18 protein-coding genes and 1 rRNA gene are annotated in these 23,882 nt (G+C 43.0%); 18 read left to right on the top strand and 1 reads right to left on the bottom strand.

Annotated elements, in window-relative coordinates; all coding sequences use genetic code 11:
• Window positions 1-28: 28 nt before the first annotated feature.
• From K4H96_RS09880 to K4H96_RS09835, 10 genes are all read left to right on the top strand, one after another.
• On the top strand, window positions 29-1,924 hold the full coding sequence (locus K4H96_RS09880; RefSeq protein WP_061592739.1) for a DUF2207 domain-containing protein: 1,896 nt from the start codon (window positions 29-31) through the stop codon (window positions 1,922-1,924).
• Between the two features lie 139 nt (window positions 1,925-2,063).
• Window positions 2,064-2,906 carry an undecaprenyl-diphosphate phosphatase gene (locus tag K4H96_RS09875; protein ID WP_223337602.1) on the top strand — a complete coding sequence of 281 codons (843 nt, stop codon included), beginning with the start codon at window positions 2,064-2,066 and terminating at the stop codon, window positions 2,904-2,906.
• A 174-nt stretch (window positions 2,907-3,080) separates the two neighbouring features.
• Window positions 3,081-3,833 carry an adaptor protein MecA gene (mecA, locus tag K4H96_RS09870; protein WP_223337601.1) on the top strand — a complete coding sequence of 251 codons (753 nt, stop codon included), beginning with the start codon at window positions 3,081-3,083 and terminating at the stop codon, window positions 3,831-3,833.
• Entirely contained in the window at window positions 3,824-4,990 is a 1,167-nt protein-coding gene (locus tag K4H96_RS09865) for a glycosyltransferase family 4 protein (protein ID WP_317628006.1), read from the top strand. The genes mecA and K4H96_RS09865 overlap by 10 nt, the downstream gene beginning before the upstream one ends.
• An 89-nt stretch (window positions 4,991-5,079) precedes the next feature.
• Window positions 5,080-5,850 carry a Fe-S cluster assembly ATPase SufC gene (gene sufC / locus K4H96_RS09860; protein ID WP_223337600.1) on the top strand — a complete coding sequence of 257 codons (771 nt, stop codon included), beginning with the start codon at window positions 5,080-5,082 and terminating at the stop codon, window positions 5,848-5,850.
• Window positions 5,851-5,891: 41 nt separating this feature from the next.
• Window positions 5,892-7,154 (top strand): Fe-S cluster assembly protein SufD, encoded by a 1,263-nt coding sequence (sufD, locus tag K4H96_RS09855; RefSeq protein ID WP_223337599.1) that lies wholly within the window; start codon window positions 5,892-5,894, stop codon window positions 7,152-7,154.
• 40 nt (window positions 7,155-7,194) lie between these two features.
• Entirely contained in the window at window positions 7,195-8,427 is a 1,233-nt protein-coding gene (locus K4H96_RS09850) for a cysteine desulfurase (RefSeq protein ID WP_223337598.1), read from the top strand.
• The gene (sufU, locus tag K4H96_RS09845; protein WP_002902442.1) at window positions 8,414-8,851 is read left to right on the top strand and encodes a Fe-S cluster assembly sulfur transfer protein SufU; all 438 of its coding nucleotides are present in this window, start codon (window positions 8,414-8,416) and stop codon (window positions 8,849-8,851) included. Before K4H96_RS09850 ends, sufU begins: the two co-directional genes overlap by 14 nt.
• 17 nt (window positions 8,852-8,868) lie before the next feature.
• Window positions 8,869-10,281: a Fe-S cluster assembly protein SufB gene (sufB, locus tag K4H96_RS09840; RefSeq protein WP_223337597.1), complete on the top strand. Its 1,413-nt coding sequence runs from the start codon at window positions 8,869-8,871 to the stop codon at window positions 10,279-10,281.
• A 66-nt stretch (window positions 10,282-10,347) separates the two neighbouring features.
• Window positions 10,348-10,917: a hypothetical protein gene (locus tag K4H96_RS09835; RefSeq protein WP_223337596.1), complete on the top strand. Its 570-nt coding sequence runs from the start codon at window positions 10,348-10,350 to the stop codon at window positions 10,915-10,917.
• 62 nt (window positions 10,918-10,979) lie between these two features.
• Here K4H96_RS09835 and pbp3 read toward each other — a convergent pair whose 3' ends face one another.
• Window positions 10,980-12,239 (bottom strand): D-alanyl-D-alanine carboxypeptidase PBP3, encoded by a 1,260-nt coding sequence (gene pbp3 / locus K4H96_RS09830; RefSeq protein ID WP_223337595.1) that lies wholly within the window; start codon window positions 12,237-12,239, stop codon window positions 10,980-10,982.
• Window positions 12,240-12,531: 292 nt separating this feature from the next.
• Here pbp3 and K4H96_RS09825 point away from each other — a divergent pair, with 292 nt between their 5' ends.
• From K4H96_RS09825 to K4H96_RS09790, 8 genes are all read left to right on the top strand, one after another.
• Window positions 12,532-14,487: a peptide ABC transporter substrate-binding protein gene (locus K4H96_RS09825; RefSeq protein ID WP_223337594.1), complete on the top strand. Its 1,956-nt coding sequence runs from the start codon at window positions 12,532-12,534 to the stop codon at window positions 14,485-14,487.
• 175 nt (window positions 14,488-14,662) lie between these two features.
• A complete protein-coding gene (locus K4H96_RS09820; protein ID WP_223337593.1) occupies window positions 14,663-16,633 on the top strand; it encodes a peptide ABC transporter substrate-binding protein in 1,971 nt (656 codons plus the stop codon).
• A 232-nt stretch (window positions 16,634-16,865) separates the two neighbouring features.
• Window positions 16,866-18,842: a peptide ABC transporter substrate-binding protein gene (locus K4H96_RS09815; protein WP_223337592.1), complete on the top strand. Its 1,977-nt coding sequence runs from the start codon at window positions 16,866-16,868 to the stop codon at window positions 18,840-18,842.
• A gap of 64 nt (window positions 18,843-18,906) precedes the next feature.
• On the top strand, window positions 18,907-20,403 hold the full coding sequence (locus K4H96_RS09810; protein WP_125382486.1) for an ABC transporter permease: 1,497 nt from the start codon (window positions 18,907-18,909) through the stop codon (window positions 20,401-20,403).
• Entirely contained in the window at window positions 20,403-21,329 is a 927-nt protein-coding gene (gene oppC, locus K4H96_RS09805; RefSeq protein WP_002920135.1) for an oligopeptide ABC transporter permease OppC, read from the top strand. The genes K4H96_RS09810 and oppC overlap by 1 nt, the downstream gene beginning before the upstream one ends.
• An 8-nt stretch (window positions 21,330-21,337) precedes the next feature.
• Window positions 21,338-22,405 (top strand): ABC transporter ATP-binding protein, encoded by a 1,068-nt coding sequence (locus tag K4H96_RS09800; protein ID WP_002898856.1) that lies wholly within the window; start codon window positions 21,338-21,340, stop codon window positions 22,403-22,405.
• Between the two features lie 10 nt (window positions 22,406-22,415).
• Window positions 22,416-23,342, top strand: a complete 927-nt coding sequence (locus K4H96_RS09795; protein WP_002920134.1) for an ATP-binding cassette domain-containing protein — start codon at window positions 22,416-22,418, stop codon at window positions 23,340-23,342.
• A gap of 422 nt (window positions 23,343-23,764) precedes the next feature.
• Window positions 23,765-23,882: ribosomal RNA gene (locus K4H96_RS09790) — 16S ribosomal RNA — on the top strand; the annotation flags it as partial.

The raw sequence follows: 23,882 nt of genomic DNA, 5'->3' as shown, positions 1-23,882 counted from the left end.
GCCAAGTATCTGTAAAGAGAGGTTGAATATGAAGCGATATTTTTATCTTCTGTTGGTTTTATTTTCCTGCCTTTGTTTTGGTCGGGTTGTCTCGGCTGTTGACTATGATATTGAATCCTATCAAGGCGATCTGGCCTTGCGTGAGGACAATACAGCTACCTATACAGAAAAAGTAACCTACAAGTTTAATGACGACTATAATGGTCAGATTGTTTCGCTGGGTTCTGCTGGAAAGATGCCTAATGGCTTTGCCATTGATGGGAATCCGACGGTCTCGGTTCTGACGAATGGTGAGCCAGATATGGACATTAACCCCCAAGTCAGAGACTTGGGAGATGGCTATGAAGTCAAAATCTATAATTCCGGAAACGACGGTGACAGAGTTGTTGTTACTGTGACTTGGCAGCTGAGAAATCTCCTTTTTCTTCACAAGGATATTGCTGAGCTCAACTGGACTCCTATCAGTGACTGGGACCAGGGGATAGGGGAGGTCGTTTTAACGGTTTCTGGCTTGAGCAATCCAGATAAGAGCGAGCTTTTTGCTCATAGTGGCTACTTTGGAACCCAGCCTTTCGTGGATAAGGATGGCACCGACTATCTGGTCAAACTCAATGGAATTGGCTCGGGCGATAATGTCGAGCTCCACGGTTATTGGGATCGACAAGCGGTCTCTCTTGTGTCCCAGAATGAAGACGAGAGCGACTACTTGCCAACCTTTAAAGCTCAAGAAGAAAAGATTGCCCGCAAGACGGTCTTTTACCGGCAGCTAGGAGAAATTTATATACCCTTGCTGCTCCTATGTGCTATCCTTGTAGCGGCTATCCTTTATTTTGTCTTTGCTCAGAAGATCAAGCCTAAGCAGTCTTATCCCAAGAATGCCCGTCTATACGAGGCGCCTCAGGACTTGGCTCCTCTTGTCTTGGCGGAAAATATTTACGCGGTAGACATGGAGGATGTCGATCCGACTAGGGGCGGAAAGGCAGTGCTGAACTTTGAAAACATGGTTCAGGCGACTTTGTTAGACTTGCTGGACAGGGGCAATCTCCTCCTGCAGGGGGATGCTGAAAATCCTGTTCTGCAAATAGCGACTTATGATGGGCTGGCAGACTTTGAGAGACGTTTTCTGGGCATGGCTTTTAACAAGCAATCCCAGGCTAGGGTGAAAGATCTCTTTTCAGCCTATCAAATTTCAGAAGATATTTATAAGCACAAGTCTTCTGCGGATGAGTCCTATATCCGTAACATCGGTAGCAATATTAAGTCCTTATTTACAAACAGTTTGCGCTCCTTATCTAAAGAAGTGCGCTCGGAAGGCAAGCGTTTGGGTCTCTTTGGTCACTATCGGCCTCTTAAAGTTCAGGAAAAGAGATTGCTGATTACTGCCATTATTCTAGCTAGTGCTGTTTTGTTGTTCTCTATTGGAGTTTTGTTTGTCTATATGGCAGCTTTTGAAAGTCTTATTTGGATATATATTCCTTTAGCACTGGTGGGACTTGTTATGATTTGCATTTTTGCTAGTAAGTCACAGCTTTATTGGCGAGATGGCGTCCTGAATGAAGAAGGCGCGCATGATTACTATCTGTGGAGAAGTTTTTCCAATATGCTACGAGATATTGCCCATCTGGACAAGACGGAAATCGAAGGCATTATCCTTTGGAACCGTCTCTTGGTCTATGCGACTCTCTTTGGCTATGCAGATCGTGTCAGCCGTGTCATGACTCTGCGTCAGATTCACTTGGAAAATCCATCTATGGACAGCTATGTTCAGGCTAACCTGCACTATGCCTTCTATAGCAGCATGCACAGTTTCTCAAACTACGGCCATGTAGCCACCACAGCCAGCAATTTCTCTGTCTCATCTGGCGGAAGTTCAGGTGGTGGGTTCTCCGGCGGCGGAGGTGGCGGAGGCGGTGGAGCTTTCTAATAGACAAGCTCTCTGCTAGCCAGAAAAGTTATCGTACTGGCTTTTCCTAGCCTTGAAATTGTGATATAATAAGACCTAATACTCTTTGGGAATTTAAATGTGACTTTCCTTGAGTAAACCCTTGTTTCAGGAGTATTCTATGTTTATCATTGAAATTTTCATCTCTATTATTTACGGTATCATCGAAGGAATCACAGAATGGCTGCCGATTTCCAGTACAGGGCACCTGATTTTGATTCAAGACTTTATCCAGTTTAAGAATCAAAGTCCAGCCTTTATGGAAATGTTTAATGTCGTTATCCAGCTGGGAGCTATTTTGGCGGTTGTTGTCATCTATTTTGATAAGCTCAACCCTTTTAAACCAGGCAAGTCAGCACGTCAGGTTCAAAAGACCTGGCAGCTTTGGGCCAAGGTGGTCGTGGCAGCCTTGCCGGCTGCTCTTATCGGCTTATTTTTGGATGATTGGTTTGAAGCGCATTTCTATAATTTGGTCTCTGTGTCAGTGATGCTGATTGTCTATGGGGCGGCTTTTATCTATCTGGAAAGGCGCGAGCATGAGGAGCCTATTGTGACTGATTTAGCTTCTCTTCCTTACAAGACTGCCTTGCAAATTGGTCTCTTTCAGATTCTAGCTCTCTTTCCTGGGACTAGCCGTTCTGGTGCCACCATTGTCGGCGGTCTCTTAAATGGTGTCAGTCGTTCTGTCGTGACAGAGTTCACTTTCTATCTGGGGATTCCCATTATGTTTGGCGCTAGTGGCTGGAAAATTCTTAAATTTATCAAGAATGGGAATAGTCTAGGATTTGGGCAAATCTTCTTGCTCTTAGTTGCCATGGGGGTGGCCTTCGGTGTCAGTCTAGTCGTGATTCGTTTCCTGACAGACTACGTCAAAAAGCATGACTTTACCGCTTTTGGCAAATACCGGATTGGCCTAGGCGGTGTGCTTCTGGTTTATGCAGCCATCAAAGCCTTGATGGGATAAAAAGGCAATTTTAATGTTTCCCTGACTCTCTCATGTAGTGAAATAATAAGCTCTCGGAATTTTCTGAGAGTTTTTTTCTTGTAACTTCCGTTTTCAGAGCAATACTAGCTATTTTTTGAAATACGGGGGATTTTTTAGTATAATAGTAGGACTAGAAGTGTATGAGGTAGAGATATGGAAATGAAACAGATTAGTGATTCGACCATAAAAATCACGATTCAGCTGGAAGATTTGGAAGAGCGCGGCATGGAAATGGCCGATTTCTTGGTTCCCCAAGAAAAGACGGAAGAGTTTTTCTATACCATCTTAGATGAGTTGGAGATGCCGGATAATTTTTTGGACAGCGGTATGCTGAGTTTTCGAGTGACGCCTAAGCCAGACAAGGTAGATGTTTTTGTTACCAAATCTAAGTTGGATAAGAATCTGAGTTTTGAGGATTTGGCAGATCTGCCAGACATGGACGAGCTGTCTCATATGTCTCCAGATGAATTCCTCAAGACATTGGAAAAGAGCATTTTTGAAAAGAGTAAGGAAGACATAGAAGCAGTCCAATCTTTGGAAACAGCCGAAGCAGAGGAAAGGGAGCAGCTTTCTCAGGAGGCGGCGGATGAGCAGTCGGCAGAAAATGCAGAGCGCTATATATACTATATCCTGCGCTTTGAAGATATTAAGGCTGCTGCGGCCTTTGCCCAGACGGTGGACTATAAGATTGACTTATCAGAGCTTTATAAGTACGATTCAGCTTATTATTTGACGATTTTAGTAGATGTTGAGGGCTTCCCAGAGCGCTATCCAGCTTGGCTTTTGGCTAAGATGCGTGAATTCGCAGATGATTCAGATATCACTCGGGCAGTGCTGCAGGAGCACGGTCATCTGCTTTTGATGACAGATGCCGTCTCCGGCCTGCAGAAGGTTGAATGCCTATGATTACTTTTCCTTTAAAGTTTATCTTGGTATTGCTGGGAACTTTTTTTATCGGGGTGATTCTGACACCCTTGGTTCGGCTCCTAGCCTTTAAGATTGGGGCGGTAGATTATCCCAATGCTCGCCGCATCAATAAAAAGCCCATGCCTAGCAGTGGCGGGTTGGCGATTGTAGCGGCCTTTTCTATCTCTACTCTGCTCTTGATGCCGCAGATTGTTGCTGTAGATTTTTTTGGACAGGCCTATTTTGATTATGTTTGGCCGGTCGTTCTAGGTGGTTTGATTATTGCCTTTACAGGGCTGGTTGATGATATCAAAGAGCTGACGCCCATGCTGAAAATGGGGGGAATTGTTCTAGCAGCCAGTCTAATCTGGTGGCTGACAGATTTCCGATTGGATGATTTTAAGATTCCTTTTGGCGGACCTTTCCTGCATTTTGAGCCTTGGCTATCCTATATTTTGACAGTGGTGTGGATTATTTCTATCACCAATGCAGTTAATTTGATTGACGGTCTGGATGGTCTGGTGAGTGGGGTGTCCATCATCTCCTTGGTGACGATGGGGATTGTTTCTTACTTCTTTTTGCCCCAGCACAATCTCTTTTTGACCCTGACAATTTTCGTCTTGGTCTTGTCAATTGCTGGTTTTTTCCCTTACAATTACCACCCTGCTATCATTTATCTTGGTGATACAGGAGCCCTCTTTATCGGCTTTATGATTGCTGTTCTGTCCTTGCAAGGGCTGAAAAATGCAACGGCTGTTGCGGTAGTGACTCCTATGATTATCTTAGGGGTGCCGATTACGGATACTTTTCTGGCGATTATCCGCCGTACTCTGTCTGGCCAGAAATTCTACACGCCTGACAAGCATCATCTTCATCACAGACTCTTGTCCTTGGGATTGACTCACCGCGGGACAGTGTTGGTTATCTATGGGATTTCACTGGTCTTTGCCATGATTTCTCTCTTGTTGAATGTTTCCAGTCGAATTGGTGGCGTGCTCTTGATGATCGGCTTACTTCTGGGAGTTGAGCTCTTTGCTGAGCTGGTCGGAGTTTTGGGGCCTAATCGTACTCCTTTGCTCAATATTCTCCGCTTTATTGGCAACTCCTCCTACCGTGAGGAAGTTCGGCGGAAATGGCGTCAAAAGAGGAATAAATAAGAATAGCTCTAAACAAAATAAAAGCCTTTTGGGCTTTTTTTTGGTATACTAAAGTGTGTAAATCAGCTAAGCAAAGAAAGGAAAAAGAAATGTCTGTCTTAGAAATCAAAAATCTTCATGTAGAAATCGAAGGGAAAAAAATTCTCAAAGGGGTGAATCTCACTCTGAAAACGGGAGAGGTTGCAGCCATCATGGGCCCAAATGGAACAGGGAAGTCCACCTTGTCTGCAGCAATTATGGGCAATCCTAACTACGAAGTGACTCAAGGAGAAGTGCTTTTTGATGGAGTCAATATCTTAGAATTGGAAGTGGATGAGCGTGCTCGCATGGGACTCTTCCTGGCTATGCAGTACCCTAGTGAAATTCCTGGTATTACTAATGCAGAGTTTCTACGTGCAGCTATGAATGCTGGCAAGGAAGAAGAGGAAAAAATCTCTGTCCGCGACTTTATCATGAAGCTGGATGAAAAGATGGAACTGCTCAACATGAAAGAAGAAATGGCTGAGCGTTACCTTAATGAAGGTTTCTCTGGTGGTGAAAAGAAGCGCAATGAAATTCTGCAGTTGCTCATGCTAGAGCCGACTTTTGCGCTCTTGGATGAGATTGACTCAGGTCTCGATATCGATGCTCTTAAGGTTGTGTCCAAAGGAGTTAATGCTATGCGAGGTGAAGGCTTTGGTGCTATGATTATCACCCACTACCAACGCCTGCTCAACTATATCACTCCAGATGTGGTTCATGTCATGATGGATGGTAAAGTCGTTCTTTCTGGCGGTCCTGAATTGGCAGTTCGCTTGGAGAAAGAAGGTTATGCTAAATTGGCTGAAGAGTTGGGCTTCACCTATACCGAAGAAGCCTAGTCAAACATTCTTTTGACTTTGATAAAAGATAGGAGAATGACATGACTAAAGAATTAATTCAAGAATTTTCACAGCTACATACAGAGCCAGACTGGCTCTTTCAACTGCGCCAGCGGGCCTTTGATAAAATTGACCAATTGGAACTTCCTCGGATCGAGCGGGTTAAATTTCACCGCTGGAATCTGGGTGACGGCCGTATTTCAGAGAGTGAGCCGCTGACAAGTGTTCCAGACTTTACAGCCCTAGATGACAATCTCAAGCTTGTTCAGGTGGGAACTCAGACTGTCCTGGAGCAATTGCCAGCTGACTTGGCAGCCCAAGGTGTGGTTTTCACTGATTTCCACACAGCTTTGGAAGAAATTCCAGAGTTGGTGGAGCAGCATTTTATGTCCGCGGTCAAGTACGATGAGGACAAATTAGCGGCTTATCACACTGCCTATTTCAACAGCGGTGCGGTTCTTTATGTGCCGGACAATGTTGAGATTGACCAGCCGATTGAAGGAATTTTTTATCAGGACAGCGAAAGCGATGTTCCTTTTAACAAGCATATTTTGATTATCGCAGGCAAGCATTCCAAGGTTAACTACTTGGAACGTCTGGAGACTTATGGTGAAGGATCTGTTCCGATAACAGCCAATATCACTGTCGAAGTTATTGCTCAGGCTGGTGCTCAGATTAAGTTTTCAGCTATTGACCGCTTGGGCGAAAATGTAACAGCTTATATCAGCCGTCGCGGTAAGCTGAACAACGATTCTATGATTGACTGGGCTATCGGTGTTATGAATGAAGGCAATGTCGTGGCTGACTTTGATAGCGATCTCTATGGCAAGGGCAGCCATGCTGATATGAAAGTCGTGGCTCTCTCAAGCGGTAAGCAAGTTCAGGGGATTGATACCCGCGTAACTAACTATGGCTGCAACTCTATCGGAAATATCCTGCAGCACGGGGTTATCCTGGAAAAAGGAACCTTGACCTTCAATGGTATCGGTCATATTATCAAAGGGGCTAAGGGAGCAGATGCCCAGCAGGAAAGCCGGGTTCTCATGCTGTCTGATCAAGCGCGCTCAGATGCTAATCCCATTCTCTTGATTGATGAGAACGATGTGACAGCTGGTCACGCGGCTTCTATCGGTCAGGTAGATCCAGAAGATATGTACTACCTCATGAGTCGGGGTCTTGATAAGGCGACGGCTGAACGCTTGGTCGTGCGCGGCTTCTTGGGCTCAGTAATTGTGGAAATTCCTGTTAAGGAAGTCCGTGATGAAATGATTGAAAATATCGATATTATTCTCGCAAAAAGATAAAAAGCTGGGCCTTGTCCCTTGTAAGTAGATAGGAGTCTTCATGACTGGATTTAATGCAGAAGCAATCAAGCAAGATTTTCCCATTTTGGACCAAATTGTCAATGATGAGCCTTTGGTTTATTTGGACAATGCGGCGACAACCCAGAAACCCAAGCAGGTGCTGGCAGCTATTGAAAACTACTATCTTAGAGACAATGCCAATGTCCACCGCGGTGTGCATACGCTAGCCGAGCGGGCGACAGCGGCCTATGAAGCAGCCAGGGAAAGAGTTGGCTCTTTTATCAATGCGGCTTCTAGCAGAGAAGTCCTCTTTACGCGAGGAACCACGACGAGTCTCAATTGGGTGGCTCAGTTTGCGGCTGAAAGGCTGCAGCCTGGTGATGAAGTGCTGATTTCGATCATGGAGCACCATTCCAATGTCATTCCTTGGCAGGAAGCTTGTAGGAAGACTGGAGCCAAGTTGGTTTATGTTTATCTCAAAGACGGTGCTCTGGATATGGAGGATTTCCATGCCAAGCTTAATGAGCGAACGAAGTTTGTCTCTCTGGCTCATGCTTCTAACGTCCTCGGTGTCATCAACCCCATCAAGGAGATTGCCCAGTTGGTTCATCAGCAAAGAGCGCTTTTGGTGGTAGATGGGGCTCAGTCCATTCCGCACATGAAGATTGATGTGCAGGATTTGGATGTGGACTTCTTCGCCTTTTCTGGGCATAAGATGGCAGGCCCGACTGGTATCGGAGTTCTCTATGGCAAGGAAGAGCTGCTAGATCAGATGTCGCCAGTCGAGTTTGGCGGTGAAATGATTGATTTTGTCTATGAACAGGAAGCGACCTGGAAGGAATTGCCTTGGAAGTTTGAGGCCGGAACGCCAAATATGGCAGGAGTAATCGGTCTTGCGGCGGCCATTGATTATTTGGAAGACTTGGGCATGGATGCCATTGCTCAGCATGAGCAGGACTTGATTGCCTACGTATTTCCTAAGCTGCAAGCTGTGGAAGGCTTGACCATTTATGGCTCTCAGGATTTGGCCCAGCGCTCAGGTGTGATTGCCTTTAACCTAGATGGTCTCCATCCGCATGATGTCGCGACGGCTCTGGACTACGAAGGAGTAGCTATTCGGGCGGGCCATCATTGTGCCCAGCCCCTGCTCACCTACCTGCAGGTGCCGGCGACTGTGCGGGCTAGCTTTTATATCTACAATACATATGCCGATTGTGACAAGCTGGTAGATGCTTTAGAAAAGACAAAGGAGTTTTTCAATGGCGCTTTCTAAGTTAGACAGTCTTTACAAGGCGGTTGTGACCGACCACTCAGCTCACCCCCATCATCATGGTAAGTTGGAAGATGTGGAGCAGGTAGTCTTAAATAATCCTACCTGTGGCGATGTTATCAGCCTGTCTGTGAAGTTTAATGCTGAAAATCAAATTGAGGATATTGCCTTTGTGAATTCCGGCTGTACTATCTCAACGGCTTCGGCCAGCATGATGACGGATGCGGTTCTGGGCAAGACAAAAGAGCAGGCGCTGGAATTAGCAGAGGTCTTCTCGCAGATGGTTCAGGGCCAGGAAGACAGTCGCCAGAAAGAATTGGGAGATGGAGCCTTTTTAGCAGGCGTTGCCAAATTCCCGCAGCGGATTAAGTGTGCGACCTTGGGTTGGAATGCCCTCAAGCGAGCAATTGAAGAAGATAAAAAGTAAGAATGTGAAAGGAAATTATGTCAGAAGAAAGAGTAGAACCAAAACCGATTGATCTCGGTGAGTACAAGTTTGGTTTCCATGATGATGTTGAGCCTGTTATCTCGACAGGGAAAGGACTGAATGAAGCGGTCATTCGTGAGCTTTCTGCAGCCAAGGATGAACCAGAATGGATGCTGGATTTCCGCCTCAAATCCTACGAGGCTTTCAAGAAGATGCCTATGCAGTCTTGGGGGCCGGATTTGTCAGAAATTAATTTTGATGACTTGATTTATTACCAAAAGGCCTCTGATAAACCTGCTAGAAGCTGGGATGAAGTGCCTGAGAAGATCAAGGAAACCTTTGAGAAGATTGGGATTCCAGAAGCGGAGAGAGCCTACCTGGCTGGTGCGGCTGCCCAGTATGAGTCCGAAGTGGTCTACCACAATATGAAGGAAGAGTTCCAAAAGCTAGGAATCGTCTTCACAGATACCGACTCAGCTCTCAAGGAATACCCAGAGCTTTTCAAGCAGTATTTTGCTAAGCTGGTCCCTCCAACAGATAACAAGCTAGCAGCTCTCAACTCCGCTGTCTGGTCTGGTGGTACCTTCATCTATGTGCCAAAAGGTGTCAAGGTAGATGTTCCCTTGCAGACTTATTTCCGGATTAACAATGAAAATTCGGGTCAGTTTGAGCGGACTTTGATTATCGTTGACGAGGGAGCAAGTGTCCATTATGTAGAAGGATGTACAGCTCCGACTTATTCCAGTAATAGCTTGCATGCTGCGATTGTTGAAATTTTTGCCCTCGATGGTGCCTATATGCGCTACACCACTATTCAAAACTGGTCCGACAATGTCTACAATCTCGTGACCAAGCGGGCGCGGGCCATGAAAGATGCGACGGTTGAGTGGATTGACGGGAACCTTGGTGCAAAAACAACTATGAAGTATCCGTCTGTCTATCTGGACGGACCTGGAGCGCGTGGAACTATGCTTTCCATTGCCTTTGCTAATACCAATCAGCACCAAGATACAGGTGCTAAGATGATTCACAATGCTCCGCATACCAGCTCATCTATCGTGTCTAAGTCCATTGCTAAGGGAGGAGGTAAAGTGGATTACCGCGGTCAAGTGACCTTTGGAAAGAATTCACAGAAGTCTGTTAGCCATATTGAGTGTGATACGATTATCATGGATGATATTTCTGCGTCAGATACCATTCCCTTTAATGAAATCCATAACTCTCAGGTAGCTCTGGAGCACGAGGCCAAGGTTTCTAAGATTTCAGAAGAGCAACTCTACTATCTCATGAGCCGTGGCTTGTCTGAATCCGAAGCAACTGAAATGATTGTCATGGGCTTTGTCGAGCCATTCACCAAAGAACTGCCTATGGAATATGCTGTTGAGCTTAACCGTCTTATCTGCTATGAAATGGAAGGATCAGTTGGGTAAAAAGAGCTAATAGTGTTTGGTTGATTTTAGTAATGAAAGAAAACATTGGCTTATCTGGAGGTTAGAATGGGGTTTTTAAAACGTTTATTTGGTAAGGTAGAAGAAGTTAATAAGGGGGAGGCGAGGATAGAGGAATTGAACCAATCCTTTGCTCCTAGTCTTGAAGAAGAGGCGGACAACTACTGGTTTCAAATGGAACAAAATATTTTGATAAATGCTGTTAAGGCAGCGGGTGGACCCGATAAGGTGGAGCGTGCTTTTGTTCTTGTTAATTTTAAACAGGGACAGGAAACATTCGAACTATATTATCAAGTTGATGGGAAACTAATATCGTGGAGAGAAATGGATCCGGATGTGGTGAAAAAGCTTGAGAATCAGCTTATTCCCCAAGCGCCAGAAGTAGCGCGTGCAGTTAATTCTGAATATAAAGATGCAGGTGTTCCTTTAATTGATTATGCTATGCTTAAGTTTGAAACTCAAACGATGGCTTGGTTTGGTCGTAAGATTATGACTGTTTCACCAGAATCGAGCCTCACTTTCCAAGAATTAGCAGCTGGTTGGCGGGCTGTCTTGGAAGAGGCAATTCCAACACAACCGTTAGACAGTGATAGTGCTTTGCCCTACTTTGAAATTTAATTGTTTTCTTCTTAATCAAAACATACAAAACAACCGCGAATCATTTGATTCGCGGCTTTTCTTTATAGTTTCTCGTTGACATAGCGGACGAAGTCATTCCACCAGACCTTGAAGAAAATGCTTTTTTCCACCTCTTGACCTGCTACCATTGTGACAGAAGGTGCTTTGTTTTCCAGATAGCCTTGGCCGATCGGTTCAGGGTCGGTATAGGTCAGGGTACCAAGTTCAGTATTTTTTTTCAGCGGAGCTTGGAAGCCTTTTTCGTTGGTTGAAAATTCTACCTTGTGCTCAGCCTGATTGGCGATGCGCTCAATGATGGTGAAATCCTTGCTGGCAACGGCTGGAACGGTCTTTTGCTTGCCATCAATAACGGTTGACTTGCTTTTATTGTAGGCTTCCCCCTCAGCCACAATAGTCGTCTGGGTGAAGTTTTGCGAAACATAGTTCATCAAAGAGGCTGTGGCTACAAAGCGTGCGTAGGGGTCGCCGTCGGTTTGCTCAACGTCCAGCACAACAGTAATCATGCGGATACCATTTTCAGTAGTCGTCGCAACAAAGGAAGATCCTCCCTTATCCGAACTGCCGGCTTTGAGTCCGTCTACACCTGAGCGGAAATTGGACTGGTTTTCCAGCATGAAGTTATAATTTTCAAGACTCGTCCCCGCAATTTTGGCTGTAGACTTGGACGTGATGTCTGTCACTTGAGGGAAGTCCATAATCAGATGTCTGCTGATAACAGCCAAGTCGTAGGCGCTGAATTTATTTTCAGTGTCCTTGCTTTTTTTAGCTGTGCTAGTATAGTCGGTTTCTTCAGTTGCGTATTCCAGAAGAAGAGTATTCAGCCCTGTGGAGTTCACAATAGTAGCATCTGTGATTCCCCATTCTTTGAGCTTGGCCTTCATCATTTGGACGAAATTTTCTTCGCTGCCTCCAACCTTCTCAGCCAAAGCAATCGTGGCGCTGTTGGAGCTGGACATCAAGGAAGCGGCAATCAAGTCCTTGACTTTGTAACGTTTGGCTTCCAAAGGGACATTGCTGATATTTGGATTAGATGTCAGATTGTAAGCATAGTCTGAAATATCAACATAAGTATCGGCAGTCAGGTCTCCTCTCTCAATGGCTTCATAGACCAGGTAGATGGTCAAAAGATTGGTGATGGGGCCGACTTCAATTGGAGTATTAGCATCTTTTTCGTAGAGAATCTTTCCGGAAGTAGCGTCTACAGCCATTGCACTCTTAGCGGCAATGTTGAAATCATCTGCTGCAACCTTGCTGGCGGTCATTCCGACCAAAACTAGTAAACATAGGAATAATCGTTTCATTTCTTTCCCCTAAAACAAGATATAACCATTGTATCATAAAATTCTCTTTTCTTTTATAAATCAAGGATAATAAAAGATTACAAAATAAATGTAGAGAAAAGTAGAGTAATCCCCTTAAAGAGATTTTTTATAAAAGCATCTTTCAGAAAATCTCACAAAATAGAAAAATATTTGAAAAAACACAGTTAAATAGACTGAAAAATAGAAAATTATTATTTTTTTACATAAAGCGTTTGTTTTTATAAAAAAATATTGTATAATAATACAATATAAATTGAGAAGGAGAATGCTCATGAAAAAATCTAAATGGTTGGCCATTACTGGACTGACAGTCGTGTCAACACTAATCTTAGCTGCTTGTGGAAATTCCAACGCAAGCAATACCTATTCTTATGTCTATTCGAATGACCCTGATACTTTGGACTATGTCAATTCAAATCGAGCTACTACTTCTGATGTTATTGCAAACTTGGTGGATGGCCTTTTAGAAAATGATGAATATGGCAATCTGGTTCCATCTATTGCGGAAGACTGGACTGTTTCAAAGGACGGTCTGACCTATACCTATAAGCTTCGCAAAGATGCTAAATGGTATACATCAGACGGTGAAGAATACTCAGAGGTTAAAGCTCAAGACTTTGTCACTGGTTTGAAGCATGCAGCAGATGAAAAATCAGAAGCTCTTCCAATTGTCCAAAGCTCTATCAAAGGCTTGGATGCCTATGTCAAGGGTGAGTCAAATGACTTTTCAACCGTCGGTGTCAAGGCTGTCGATGACTATACGGTTGAGTATACTCTTAACCAGCCAGAAAGTTATTGGAACTCTAAAACTACTATGGGGATTCTGTTCCCAATCAATGAGGATTTCTTAAAGTCACAAGGCAAAGATTTTGGTACCGTAAAACCTTCCTCTATTCTTTATAATGGCCCTTATGTTCTGAAAGCATTCACTTCTAAGTCTGTCATTGAATACGCTAAAAACCAGAACTACTGGGATAAGGACAATGTCAAGATTGAAAATATAAAGCTGACTTACTTTGATGGTTCAGATCAGGAATCACTGATTCGCAACTTCTCAGACGGTGCCTATTCTCAAGCACGGCTTTACCCAACAAGTTCTAACTACGCTTCTGTAGAAAAGCAATACAAGGATAATATTATCTTCTCACGGCAGGATTCAACTAGTTTCTATTTTGCTTTCAATCTGAATCGTAAGACTTATAATCATTCGTCTAAGACATCAGATGCTCAGAAGGCATCAACTACAGCGGCTATTCAAAATAAAGACTTCCGTCAGGCAATCAACTTTGCCTTTGACCGGACATCTTTTGGAGCTCAGATGAATGGTAAAGACGGAGCGACTAAACTCATTCGTAGCTTACTAGTTCCTCCTAGCTTCGTGCAGGTTGATGGCAAAGACTTTTCAGATGTTGTAGAGAGCAAACTTCCTACTTATGGCGATGAGTGGAGCGGTGTCAAACTGACAGATGCCCAAGACAGCATCTACAATGCTGACAAGGCCAAGGCTGAGTTTGCTAAGGCTAAGGAAGCCTTGCAAGCAGAAGGTGTTGAATTCCCGATTCATATCGATATTCCTGTGGATCAGACTGACAAAGTCTTGGTACAACGGACCAACTCTTTCAAACAGTCTGTTGAAGCAGCACTCGGTCAGGACAATGTCGTTATTGATGTTCAGCAAATGTCTACAGATGACTTTGATAACTCTGCCTACTTTGCAGAAACAGCAGCTCAGAAGGACTACGACCTCAACATGTCTGGTTGGTCAGCAGACTACCAAGATCCATCAACTTATCTGAATATTTTCAACCCAGAAACGGGTGACGCTACAGATAATATTGGTTTAGAAAAAGGGAAAAATGCTGATGTTGCAAATAAAGTTGGCTTGAACGAATACAAAGAGTTATTGGATGAGGCAGATAAGGAAAAACAAGATACCAATGCTCGTTATACCAAATACGCAGCAGCTCAGGCTTGGCTGACAGATAGCTCCATTGTTATTCCTGGTGTTTCTGGCGGTGGTTCACCAGTCGTTCAGAAGGTCGTGCCATTTACCAAGTCTTACTCTTATGTTGGAATCAAAGGAGATGTCTATGTCTTTAAGAACATGGAGCTCCAAAATGATATTGTGACAGCTAAAGACTACGAAGCTGCTCTTAAGAAATGGGAAAAAGAAAAGGAAGCATCCAATAAAAAAGCCCAAGAAGAGCTAGAAAAACATATCAAATAAGATTTTGAACAGCAAAAGTTTGTCTCTTTGTGGTTGTCCTGAATTAAGTTATTTAGTTGAGAGAACATTTTTGTTCTCTCTTTTTTTATATCGGCCTTCATTGCATTGAAGCGTTTACATCCTGTCGCAGAAGTGCTATAATGAAAGTAATCTTAATGAAAACTGGAGGAAGTTTATGAAAACATCTAAGTTAGCTGCAGCTGCTGGGCTTGTCATTCTCTCTGCAGGAATTCTGGCTGCCTGTTCGTTTGGCGGCTCCAATTCATCTGGGAAAAACTATAGCTATGTTTATACCGCAGATCCAGATACGTTGGATTACACTGTGTCCAATAAGCGGGCAACCAACGAGATTATGGCTAATGTAGTGGATGGTTTGCTGGAAAGCGATAAGTATGGTAACTTAGTGCCTTCTTTGGCAGAAGATTGGACCGTTTCAAAAGATGGTCTGACCTATACTTATAAGCTTCGTAAGGGAGTGAAATGGTATACTTCTGATGGTGAAGAGTATGCAGATGTGACTGCTAAGGACTTTGTGACCAGTCTGAAGCATGCCGCAGACAGCAAGTCTGATGGTCTCTATATCGTTCAAAAATCTGTTAAAGGCTTGGACGACTATGTCAATGGTAAAATAACTGATTTCTCTCAAGTGGGTGTCAAGGCGGTGGATGATTCTACTGTTCAATACACTCTCAATCAGCCAGAAAGTTTCTGGAATTCTAAGACAACCATGGGGATTCTTTTCCCAATTAATGAAGAATTTCTGAAATCAAAAGGTGACAAGTTTGCTCAGGGAACGGATCCGACTAGTGTCCTCTATAACGGTCCGTTTATCTTGAAATCTATCACTTCAAAATCTCAAATTAGCTTAGAGAAAAATCCAAACTATTGGGATAAGGAAAAGGTAAAAATTGACACTGTCAAATTCTCTTACTATGATGGTCAAGATACAGAATCTCTGGTACGTGGCTTTTCTGATGGCAACTACACCATTGCTCGTCTTTTCCCAAATAGCTCCAACTTTGCCAGTGTGAAGAAACAGTATGGCGATAATATCGTCTACACTCCTCAAGGTTCAGGAACCTTCTTTGTCACAACTAATATCGACCGTCAGTCTTACGAGCATACTTCTAAGACAACGGATGCACAGAAATCTTCTACCAAGAAAGCACTCCTCAATAAAGATTTTCGTCAGGCTTTGCTTTTTGCCTTTGACCGTACTGCCTATTCTGCACAAACTAATGGAGAAGAAGCGGCAGACAAGCAGCTTCGTAATACCTTTGTTCCGCCAACCTTTGTACAAGCTAATGGTAAAGAGTTCGGCAGCATTGTAGAAGAAAACCTGGCTAGCTATGGTGATGAGTGGAAGGGAGTCAAATTAGACGACGCTCAGGATGGTCTTTATAATCCAGAAAAAGCCAAGGCAGAATTTGCCAAAGCTAAGGAAGCGCTGCAGGCAGAAGGAGTAGAATTCCCTATTCATCTGGATATTCCGGTTAGCTCAGCAGATACCAATGGCGTTAAGGGTGTTCAGTCACTGAAGCAGTCTATCGAAGCTAATCTTGGCTCTGACAATGTGGTGATTGATATTCAGCAGATGACAGATGATGAGTTGAATAACATCACCTACTTTGCGACCTCAGCATCTCAAGAAGACTGGGACTTGAATAATAATCTCGGCTGGAGTCCAGATTATAACGATCCTTCTTCTTATCTGGAAATCACTGGATCTAAGACTGGTGAGAATGTTGACAGTTACTTTGGTTTTGACCCTGGAACGGATAATGCAGCAGCTAAAGAGGCTGGCTTTGAAGAGTATGACAAGCTCTTGGAAGACGCTGCTTCAGAAAACGAGGACATTAACAAACGTTACGAAAAGTATGCAGCAGCTCAGGCTTGGCTGACAGACAGTGCCCTGTTAATGCCGGCATGGTCATCTGGTGCAACACCAAGTGTCCGTAAGGTTGTTCCATTCTCAGGACCATTTGCTTGGACTGGAAACAAGGGTGAATACAGCTTTAAATATGTTGAAATCCAAGATAAACCAATAACGACTAAAGAATATGAGAAAGCGCGTGAAAAATGGGCAAAAGAAAAGGAAGAATCCAATAAAAAAGCTCAAGAAGAACTCGCGGAACATATCAAATAAATCAAGAAAATCCCATTGTAGCAACAGTGGGATTTTTGATGATTTTAGAGGCGGAATGGGCGAGACTAAGGTTGTCTAATCCTAGATGACAGACATGCGGGAAACCTGATTACATAAACATATGAGGGTGCCAGTGAGCTAACTTAATATTCTGAAAATTTATTTTACTTTTAGTACTATCTATGCTATAATCTTAATTAAATCTAAAAATCTAAAAGATGGAGAAACCCATATGAAACAAAGCAAAGTCCTTGCGTTAGCAGGAGTTACTCTTCTTGCGGCTGGCTTTCTTGCAGCTTGCTCAGGCTCTAAGCCAAACACAAAATCAGGCAGTTCTAACACCTTTAATTATATCTACGAGACAGATCCTGAAAACTTGAACTATCTCACTTCAAGTAAAGCTGCTACAACAGACTTGACAGCAAATGTCATTGATGGTCTTTTAGAAAACGACCAATATGGGAACTTGGTTCCTTCAATGGCAGAGGAATGGACTGTATCATCAGATGGAAAAACTTATACATACAAGCTTCGCAAAGATGCTAAGTGGTATACTTCTGAAGGTGAAGAGTACGCAGATGTGACAGCAGAAGACTTTGTCACAGGTCTTAAGTATGCGGCAGACAACAAATCTGAAACAATCTACTTGGTTCAGGATTCTGTAAAAGGGCTTAAGGACTATATTTCTGGGAAGATTGATTTCTCAGAAGTAGGAATCAAAGCAGTGGATGATCATACTGTTGAGTATACTCTTAATGAGCCAGAAAGCTTCTGGAACTCTAAGACTACAATGGGAATTCTCTACCCAGTAAACAAAGACTTTTTGGAAAACCAAGGTGATAAGTTCGCTCAAGCAACTGATCCAACAAGTTTGCTTTACAACGGACCTTTCTTGCTCAAATCATTGACTTCAAAATCGGAAATTCAATTTGAGAAGAATCCTAATTATTGGGACAAAGAAAATGTTCACGTAGATGCAGTGAAACTCTCTTTCTATGATGGACAAGATCAAGGAAAACCTGCTGAGCAGTTCAGCCAAGGCGCATTGACAACAGCCAGACTTTTCCCAACTAGTGCGACTTATGAAAAGGTTGAAAAAGACTTTAAAGATAATATCGTCTATACACCTCAAGATGCCTCAACTTTCTTAGTAGGTACAAACATTGATCGTCAGTCTTATAATCATACTGCTAAGACATCAGAAACTCAAAAAACTTCAACTAAGAAAGCCTTGCTTAACAAGGACTTCCGTCAGGCTTTGACCTTTGCCTTCAATCGTGAGTCCTATGCATCTCAGATTAATGGTAAGGACGGAGCAGACAAACTTCTTCGTAACCTTTACATCCCACCTACATTTGTGCAGGCTGGTGACAAGTCCTTCGGTGACTTAGTTAAGGAAAAAGTAGTAACTTATGGCGACGAATGGAAAGATGTGGACTTCTCAGATGGCCAAGATGGTCTCTATAATGAGAACAAAGCAAAGGCTGAATTTGCTAAAGCAAAAGAAGCTTTGAAAGCTGATGGAGTAGAATTCCCAATTCATCTGGACATTCCGGTTGATCAAACGGCTACTTCTAAAGTACAGCGCGTTCAATCCCTCAAGCAATCCATTGAGAAGACTTTGGGAACAGATAATGTTGTGATTGATGTTCACCAATTGTCTAAGGATGAAGTGACTAACATTACCTTGTTTGCTCCTTCTGCTGCTGAAGAGGACTGGGATATTTCAGATAATGTCGGCTGGTCTCCGGACTATCAAGATCCATCTACTTATCTAGATGTCATCAAACCTGGTGGTGAAAATACCAAGACCTTCTTAGGATTTGATGGCACAGATAATGCCGCAGCGAAACAAGTTGGTTTGGATGAATATACCAAGCTGGTTGACGAAGCTGGTGCAGAAAAGCAAGATTTGAACAAGCGTTATGAAAAATATGCGGCTGCTCAGGCTTGGCTGACTGATAGTGCTTTGTTGATTCCGGTAACTTCTAGAACAGGTCGTCCAACCTTGACTAAGGTAGTGCCTTTCTCAGCACCGTTTGCTTGGTCTGGTGCTAAGGCGCGTGAAGCAGCAAGTTATAAATACATGAAATTGCAGGATGAGCCTGTAACGACAAAAGATTATAATAGCGCTCAGGAAAAATGGAATAAAGAACGTGCGGAATCTAATAAAAAAGCTCAAGAAGAATTAGCAGACCACGTGAAATAAGCTTGCTAAGAGAACTTTCTCTAATAGAGGAGAAAGTTCTTTTGGAATTTAAAGGAAACGATAAATGAAAAAATATATTTTTATGCGTATCTTACGCTCAATTGTGTCGATTTTCTTGGTGACGACCCTGACTTATGCCATTATCTATACTATGGTGCCAAGAAGGTTGATTTTCAAGCAGGATCCTAACTATAATAAGATAGCGACCAATAAAGATAAAAAGACTAACTATGAAAACACTATCTTTGAGCGGATGGGCTACATTGACTATTATGATACAAAGGAACTGCAGGAGAAAGCCAGCAAGGAAGATTCTTCTGTTACCACAGAAGCTACTGAAGCAAACGAGAAGATTTATCAGAAGTATATTGATAAACTCGGTAATGGCTGGAAATTGCAGAAATTTCCACTGAGCGGAGAATTCTACGCTGTACGCGAAGTACCTGTGTATGAACGTGTCTTTGAGTTCTATGCTAATTTGATTCAAATTGACCATCCAAATGTTATCCAAGATGAGGAAAATCCAAACCTAGAGCGTTATATCCGGTTTGAAAATGATCCTTCTATTGGTTGGTCTCTTGTAGGTTCTGGTACCAAGCATAAATATTTACTTTAYTTTAAYGGTCAGTTTCCATTTGTCCACCAGAACTTTATTACCTTTAATTTAGGKAATTCTTATCCAACCTATGCTAATATCCCTGTACTGCAGGTTATTACACAGGGACAAGGACAAACTAAGTCTTCTGAAGTTCAATTCCCAACAGGCAAAAAGACATCGTCTGTTAACATTTACTCTCGTACCTATAAGACACCAAGCAAAGCCGATTCACAGGACATTGCTAAGTTTGGTAAGGGAGATGCCTATACAGCGACTCAAAGCAACTATCAAAATCCATCCATGATTACCAGCTCAGCCATTATCGGTTTGATTGGTGTGGCTCTGTCTTATCTGATTGCTATTCCGCTCGGATCCTACATGGCTCGACTCAAGAATACATGGTTTGATAGCATTTCTACAGCGGGCTTGACCTTTATGATGTCACTGCCAACCATCGCCTTGGTCTACATCGTCCGTTTGGCTGGCTCTGCTGTTGGTCTTCCAGATTCCTTCCCAATCTTGGGAGCAGGAGATTGGCGTTCTTATGTCCTGCCAGCTGTTATCCTAGGCCTTTTGAGTGCTCCTTGGACAGCGGTTTGGATTCGCCGGTATATGATTGACCTTCAGTCTCAGGACTTTGTCCGCTTTGCGCGTGCAAAGGGACTCTCTGAAAAAGAAATTTCTAACAAGCACATCTTTAAAAACGCTATGGTGCCGCTGGTATCTAGTATCCCAGCTTCTATCGTTGGTGTTATTGCAGGTGCGACCTTGACAGAAACAGTCTTTGCTTTCCCTGGTATGGGTAAGATGCTGATTGATTCCGTCAAGGCATCTAATAACTCTATGGTTGTTGGTCTTGTATTCATTTTCACATGTCTGTCTATCTTTGCACTCTTGCTAGGTGATATTCTGATGACAGTACTGGACCCACGTATCAAGTTAACATCAAAAGGAGGTAAATAATGGCTACAATTGATAAAAGCAAATTCCAATTTGTCAAACGTGACGATTTTGCCTCTGAAACGATTGATGCTCCAGCCTACTCTTACTGGAAATCAGTCATGCGTCAATTTCTGAAAAAGAAATCAACCATTACCATGTTAGGGATTCTGATTGCCATTATTCTCATGAGCTTCATTTATCCTATGTTTTCCAACTTCGACTTTAATGATGTGAGCAAGGTAAATGACTTTAGCATGCGTTATATCAAACCAAGTGCTCAATACTGGTTTGGAACGGATAGTAATGGTAAGTCTCTCTTTGACGGTGTTTGGTTTGGTGCCCGTAACTCTATTCTTATTTCGATTATTGCGACGGTTATTAATCTGGCCATCGGAGTTATCATCGGCGGTATCTGGGGAATTTCCAAAACAGTCGACCGCGTCATGATGGAAGTCTACAATATTATTTCAAACATCCCAGCTCTTTTGATTGTCATCGTCTTGACTTACTCTATCGGTGCTGGTTTCTGGAATCTGATTTTTGCCATGACGATTACTGGTTGGGTTGGTATTGCTTACACCATCCGTGTGCAGATTATGCGCTATCGGGATTTGGAGTACAACCTTGCCTCTCGTACCCTTGGTACACCGACTCTCAAGATTGTTACGAAGAACATTATGCCGCAGTTGGTATCTGTTATCGTGACCACCACTTCACAGATGTTGCCAAGCTTTATCTCTTACGAAGCCTTTCTGTCCTTCTTTGGATTAGGGCTTCCTGTAACAGTGCCGAGTTTGGGACGCTTGATCTCAGATTATTCTCAAAACGTGACGACGAATGCCTACCTCTTTTGGATTCCACTCACAACTTTGATTTTGGTATCCCTTACCTTCTTCGTAGTTGGTCAAAACTTAGCCGACGCGAGCGATCCACGTACACATAGATAGGAGTAAATATGACAAAGAATGAAAATGTAATATTGACTGCTCGCGATATTGTCGTGGAATTCGATGTTCGCGATCGTGTCTTAACCGCCATTCGCGGTGTCTCATTGGACTTGATTGAAGGCGAAGTGCTGGCTATTGTTGGTGAATCTGGTTCAGGTAAGTCTGTCTTGACTAAGACCTTTACTGGTATGTTAGAAGAAAATGGCCGTGTGGCCAAAGGAACTATTGACTACCGCGGCAAAGATTTGACAACTCTTCGGAGTAATAAGGATTGGGAGCCGATTCGCGGTGCAAAAATTGCGACTATCTTCCAAGATCCGATGACGAGCTTGGATCCCATTAATACGATTGGAAGCCAGATTACAGAAGTCATTATCAAGCACCAAGGAAAATCAGCCAAAGAGGCTAAAAAAATGGCCATTGATTACATGAGTAAGGTCGGGATTCCAGATGCGGAAAAACGTTTTGAAGAATATCCTTTCCAATACTCAGGTGGTATGCGTCAGCGGATTGTTATTGCTATTGCCTTGGCTTGCCGTCCTGATATTCTTATCTGTGATGAGCCGACAACGGCCCTCGATGTAACAATTCAAGCGCAAATCATTGACTTGCTCAAATCCTTGCAGCAAGAATATCATTTCACAACCATCTTTATTACGCACGACCTTGGTGTTGTGGCTAGTATTGCAGATAAGGTTGCGGTCATGTATGCCGGTGAAATTGTAGAATACGGTACAGTTGAAGAAATCTTCTACGAGCCAAAACATCCTTATACATGGAGTTTGCTATCCAGCTTGCCTCAGTTGGCAGATGCGAATGGTGCACTTTACTCGATTCCTGGTACTCCGCCGTCACTTTATTCACCGATCAAAGGGGATGCCTTTGCTTTGCGTTCTGACTATGCCATGTCAATTGACTTTGAAGAAGAAGCACCGGCTTTCAATGTGTCAGATACTCATTGGGCTAAGACATGGTTGCTGCACGAAGATGCGCCTAAGGTTGATAAACCAGAGATTATCGAAAACCTACATGAAAAAATTCGTTCAAAAATGGGCTTCAATCAATTAGAAGCTTAGGAGGAAGGAAATGACTGAAAAATTAGTTGAAATTAAAGATTTAGAAATTTCCTTCGGCGAAGGAAGTAAGAAATTTGTAGCAGTAAAAAACGCAAATTTCTTCATTAACAAGGGAGAAACTTTCTCTCTTGTAGGAGAATCAGGATCTGGTAAGACTACTATTGGTCGAGCTATTATCGGCCTTAATGATACCAGTTCAGGTGATATCTTCTACGAAGGCAAAAAGATTAATGGTAAAAAGTCAAAAGCAGAAGAAGCGGACTTGATTCGCAAGATTCAGATGATTTTCCAAGACCCAGCAGCTAGCCTGAATGAACGTGCAACAGTTGACTATATCATATCTGAGGGTCTTTATAATTACCATTTGTTTGATAGTGAAGAAGACCGTCAAAGAAAAGTCAAAGATATCATCAATGAAGTCGGTTTGTTGGCTGAGCATTTAACTCGCTATCCTCACGAATTCTCTGGTGGACAGCGTCAGCGGATTGGGATTGCTCGTGCTTTGGTCATGCAACCAGACTTTGTGATTGCTGATGAGCCGATTTCAGCCTTGGATGTATCTGTTCGGGCTCAGGTCTTGAATCTTTTGAAAAAATTCCAAAAAGAGTTGGGTTTGACATATCTTTTTATTGCCCATGACCTTTCGGTAGTTCGTTTTATTTCTGATCGTATCGCCGTGATTTACAAAGGTGTCATTGTAGAAGTGGCTGAGACAGAGGAATTGTTCAACCATCCTGTCCACCCCTATACACAATCCTTGCTCTCGGCTGTTCCAATACCAGACCCAATCTTAGAGCGCAAGAAAGTGTTGAAGGTCTATGATCCTGACCAGCACGATTATTCTGTTGATAAACCAGAAATGGCAGAGATTCGTCCGGGACATTATGTCTGGGCTAATAAAGCTGAACTCGAAAAGTATAAACAAGAACAAGAATAGAAAAAATGTCCGAAAGGGCATTTTTTGCGCCTTTAAAAGAAAGAATGTAGGTCAATTACCAGCCTCAAAGGTATGTAAAACTATCCACCAATTTAAAAATAATAATTTTTTAAATTTTTTCAAAAAAGGTATTGACAGGTAGTAGGTATAGGTGATATACTAATATAGTTGTCGCGAAAGACAAAGCCCTTTGAAAACTGAACAAGACGAACCAAGTGCAGGGTGACATAGAGATATGTAACCTGTCAAAAAACGAGAAAATAAATCTGTCAGTGGACAGTAATGAGTGCGAACTCAAACTTTTTAATGAGAGTTTGATCCTGGCTCAGGACGAACGCTGGCGGCGTGCCTAATACATGCAAGTAGAACGCTGAAGAGAGGAGCTTGCTCTTCTTGGATGAGTTGCGAACGGGTGAGTACTTTTTAATGAGAGTTTGATCCTGGCTCAGGACGAACGCTGGCGGCGTGCCTAATACATGCAAGTAGAACGCTGAAGAGAGGAGCTTGCTCTTCTTGGATGAGTTGCGAACGGGTGAGTAA

The sequence above is a fragment of the Streptococcus sanguinis genome, from assembly GCF_020729765.1.
Classification (GTDB): Bacteria; Bacillota; Bacilli; order Lactobacillales; family Streptococcaceae; genus Streptococcus; species Streptococcus sanguinis_Q.
This window is presented reverse-complemented; position numbering and strand designations above follow the sequence as displayed.